The organism is Veillonellales bacterium (genome assembly GCA_039680175.1).
GTDB lineage: Bacteria > Bacillota > Negativicutes > JAAYSF01 > JAAYSF01 > JBDKTO01.
In genome coordinates, this window is record JBDKTO010000014.1 from 1 (window position 1) to 3,281 (window position 3,281).

The 3,281-nt window shown below is 41.0% G+C and carries 6 protein-coding genes; 3 read left to right on the top strand and 3 right to left on the bottom strand.

Annotated features, from left to right (window positions below; all coding sequences use genetic code 11):
- Positions 1-155: 155 nt before the first annotated feature.
- The 3 genes from ABFC84_02315 (at position 156) to ABFC84_02325 (ending at position 1,884) form a co-directional block, all read left to right on the top strand.
- A complete protein-coding gene (locus ABFC84_02315) occupies positions 156-332 on the top strand; it encodes a hypothetical protein (GenBank protein MEN6411581.1) in 177 nt (58 codons plus the stop codon).
- Positions 319-663, top strand: a complete 345-nt coding sequence (locus ABFC84_02320) for a hypothetical protein (GenBank protein MEN6411582.1) — start codon at positions 319-321, stop codon at positions 661-663. The genes ABFC84_02315 and ABFC84_02320 overlap by 14 nt, the downstream gene beginning before the upstream one ends.
- Before the next feature lie 189 nt (positions 664-852).
- Positions 853-1,884 (top strand): hypothetical protein, encoded by a 1,032-nt coding sequence (locus ABFC84_02325; GenBank protein MEN6411583.1) that lies wholly within the window; start codon positions 853-855, stop codon positions 1,882-1,884.
- Here ABFC84_02325 and ABFC84_02330 read toward each other — a convergent pair.
- From ABFC84_02330 to ABFC84_02340, 3 genes are all read right to left on the bottom strand, one after another.
- Positions 1,846-2,481: a GIY-YIG nuclease family protein gene (locus tag ABFC84_02330; GenBank protein MEN6411584.1), complete on the bottom strand. Its 636-nt coding sequence runs from the start codon at positions 2,479-2,481 to the stop codon at positions 1,846-1,848. The two genes, ABFC84_02325 and ABFC84_02330, sit on opposite strands and share 39 nt — an antisense overlap.
- 85 nt (positions 2,482-2,566) lie before the next feature.
- A complete protein-coding gene (locus ABFC84_02335) occupies positions 2,567-2,833 on the bottom strand; it encodes a hypothetical protein (protein MEN6411585.1) in 267 nt (88 codons plus the stop codon).
- A 1-nt stretch (position 2,834) separates the two neighbouring features.
- Positions 2,835-3,164, bottom strand: coding sequence for a hypothetical protein (locus ABFC84_02340; GenBank protein MEN6411586.1), 330 nt, complete (start codon positions 3,162-3,164; stop codon positions 2,835-2,837).
- Between the last annotated feature and the right edge of the window lie 117 nt (positions 3,165-3,281).

Sequence of the window (3,281 nt, forward strand, 5' to 3'; positions counted from 1 at the left end):
ACTAACCATTATATGTGGCAACAGCGTTAGAATGGTGGACCTAGTCAATGCTACAATTGACAGAATCGGTTGTGTACGAGAAATGTATCGATACGGCGTAATTACTGTAGCTAGGTTTACTTGACTAATTCTTAGTTTGCTGCTATACTTGCAGCATGACAAATAATTCAACATGGACTGTAACTGTAATCGAAGATGGCGAAGACGTTATTCTTCCATTTCCTGATGACTTAATTGCCACCACGGGCTGGAAGGAAGGCGATACGCTCACTTGGATTGACAACGAGGATGGATCTTGGACCCTAAGAAAGGCTGACGATGAAACTGCTTAAAGATTATTTTGACCTGAAAAAGCAAGTACACGATTACTTCGGATATGTAGAGGATTGGGTTTCTATTCCCCTCGACGATGCCACTGACTATGTTTGGTATCTGGACGGCGAAGGTCCAGGTGAGGTCAGATATGCTGAAAATGTCAAAGACTTTGCCACAGGCGATTACTATGCAAACTCGATCTACACACAACGCTTTTTGCCTAAATGGGTTTATCGCGGCGAAGACTACACCATGATTTGTGTGGACACGCACACTGATGGTAACAAGTTCCTACAGATTTTTGACAACAGTAAGGAACTCAAGGATGACCCCGAAGCAGAAGCGTGAACGTATGAAGTTCATGCTGTCTAAACTAACAGACGGCAATCGCAATATTTTTATGAAGATGTATTCGCATGAAGACCTCAATCGTGATATCAACGAAGTGGTTGACACAATGCCCGCTAAAAAGCTAAAATGGGCCTATCAACAATGCGAAAATTCCTACCACCGTATCTTTAGGATTATTAAAAACTCATGATTAAACGTATCGGATTTGCCTGCAAGTGGATTGACCATCCATACCAAGTAGATGGCATTAAGCCCACAGATGACTGTAAGAAATATAATACGGCTGGTACTACTGTTGCCTGGTTAAATAGACAAAGTAAGGATGTTGCTGTCGAGAAGCTTTGGTCCATTACCAAACAAAATATCGAAAGCATTCGTCTACTAGTTAACCGTGTAGGTGCGCTTGATGAAAGTCTTAGAATGGTACGATTGGGCAGCGATATCCTGCCTGTCTACACTGAGTCAACTTGGAAGTGGTTTTATCAACAATCCGATGTGCGAGCATATTGCGAAAAAGAATTTATCAAAGTCGGAGATTCGGCTCGCAAGAATAATGTTCGCCTTAGTTTTCATCCAGGTCAGTTTTGTGTGTTGGCTTCTGATAACGACGACATTGTAGAGCGGTCTATTGAGGAATTTGAATATCATGCTGATATGGCGAGATGGATGGGATATGGTAAAACTTTTCAAGACTTCAAAGTCAACGTCCACATCGCTGGTAGGCGCGGTCCCGACGGCATCCGCGCTGTCCTTAAGAGACTGTCGCCGGAGGCAAAGAATACAATCACTATTGAAAACGATGAAATCACATGGGGTGTTGATGCAAGCCTTGAACTCCAAAAAGACCTTGCGCTAGTTCTTGATATTCATCATCACAATATAAAAACAGGAGAATATATTGACGCAAATAGCGATACTGTTAAAAAAATCATTGATAGTTGGCGGGGTGTTCGCCCTGTTATACATTATAGCATGTCTCGTGAAAACATTCTGGTGGGTCATTGCAATCGCACTCTTCCTGATCTTCATAACCTATTAGAGTCTGGTCATAAAAAAGGCAAACTCCGAGCTCACAGTGATTTTATGTGGAATCACGCACTTAATGAATGGGCATACACTCACTGGGAATGGGCGGATGTAATGGTCGAAGCAAAAGGAAAGAACCTTGCTAGCTTCGAGCTACATAAGTTCTGGAAAAGCCTGGAAAATCCCGTGTGATCGATTTTTTAATCGAAAACATACTCCTCTGCCTATTCCTAGTAGCTTACTAACTTTATCTGCAGAAAGACCTGAATTCATTAAATCTATAGCTTCTTTATATAAATCATAATTAGGCAAATTTTTTGTTTGTAGTATAGAAAGTCTCTTTTTTTCCGAGCAAGGATTTTTTCTTCCGTGCATAGGGTTGTTCTCCCCTTGTTTCGATAAAGAGAGATTCTTTTTCCATTCTGATGTACGTTCTATACCTTTTAAACCCCGACTTCGTTTAATTAGCGTTTCTTCCGACGGCTTCCAACCTTTTTTACTAGGCGGACGGGCACCTATTACTAAATTAGTTAGATTTTTCAATCCGATTGATTCAGTGAGCGTTTCCTCGTACTGGTATGCGAGATTTTCGTCATCGAAATATTTTAAAATCTCCACAATTGGTTCTTGATTTTGAGAATGTAATCTTTTTATGAAACGGTCTTTATAAGGATTTTCGTTGCCGTCTTTAAAAAGATTGTGGCTCCATGCACGATTACCGGAGCCTTTACCAATATAAAATGGGGAATTTGTATTTGGATCCAATAATTGATAGACATAATATTTCATAAAAATACTTATATCTTTTAGTGAATGTTTAATACAAATTCCCGTTTAGAATTATTACTTAGAATCTTTCTTCTTGCGTGGCCTCTTAGCAAGCGCACATTGATCTAAAAATTAGCTCAGCTACGAACCCTCCAAGGGTCCAGAAAAGGACGTCAAGCCAGCGGCTACGGCTCCATTTCCAGAACTGCCAGGCCGCTTCTTGACCCTTGGATTCATACTCCTGACCTTGCTCTCTCACAAATCCAATCATAAATCCGGATAAGACAAAGCCCCAGGGCATTAAAATAGGCAGAAGCAGGATAACAATTGCTGATGAAAAATGCGCAAATTGATCAACAACCTGCTTCCACATCTTAGTCTGCTTTCTTTTTACGTGGCTTTTTGGCCGGAGCATCCACTGCATCAGCAGCCTTGGCCTTGCGAGTCCGCTTTGGCTTAGTGGTCACCGCATCAGTGATCTGATCGTCCACGGGCTTGGAATGCTGACCGTGTACTGGTTCTGCATGAATTGTTACAGCCGCTGGTTCAGCATGTGAGCCGTGTGATGGCACCACGTCAGCCACTGCCGGCGGCACTGCATTTTTCTTTTCTACTTCTTCCTGTAGAATCATTTCTTCAAATTGTGTTCTAATTGGTGGGGCAACAAAAAAATCCTTGATTGCCTGATAAACTTTACCAAACATTTAAATCTCCTTTACTCTGAATTTTCAGCATATTATTTAATCCAATAAATATCAGTATGGCATTAAATTTTATCAAAGAATTCATTCTTAACGAAGAAAAACGAACACCTGACAATA

Bases quoted from the DNA above. Each gene is read 5' to 3' on its own strand.
- ABFC84_02315 (MEN6411581.1), top strand. From the start codon at position 156: ATGACAAATAATTCAACATGGACTGTAACTGTAATCGAAGATGGCGAA.
- ABFC84_02320 (MEN6411582.1), top strand. From the start codon at position 319: ATGAAACTGCTTAAAGATTATTTTGACCTGAAAAAGCAAGTACACGAT.
- ABFC84_02325 (MEN6411583.1), top strand. From the start codon at position 853: ATGATTAAACGTATCGGATTTGCCTGCAAGTGGATTGACCATCCATAC.
- ABFC84_02330 (MEN6411584.1), bottom strand. From the start codon at position 2,481: ATGAAATATTATGTCTATCAATTATTGGATCCAAATACAAATTCCCCA.
- ABFC84_02335 (MEN6411585.1), bottom strand. From the start codon at position 2,833: ATGTGGAAGCAGGTTGTTGATCAATTTGCGCATTTTTCATCAGCAATT.
- ABFC84_02340 (MEN6411586.1), bottom strand. From the start codon at position 3,164: ATGTTTGGTAAAGTTTATCAGGCAATCAAGGATTTTTTTGTTGCCCCA.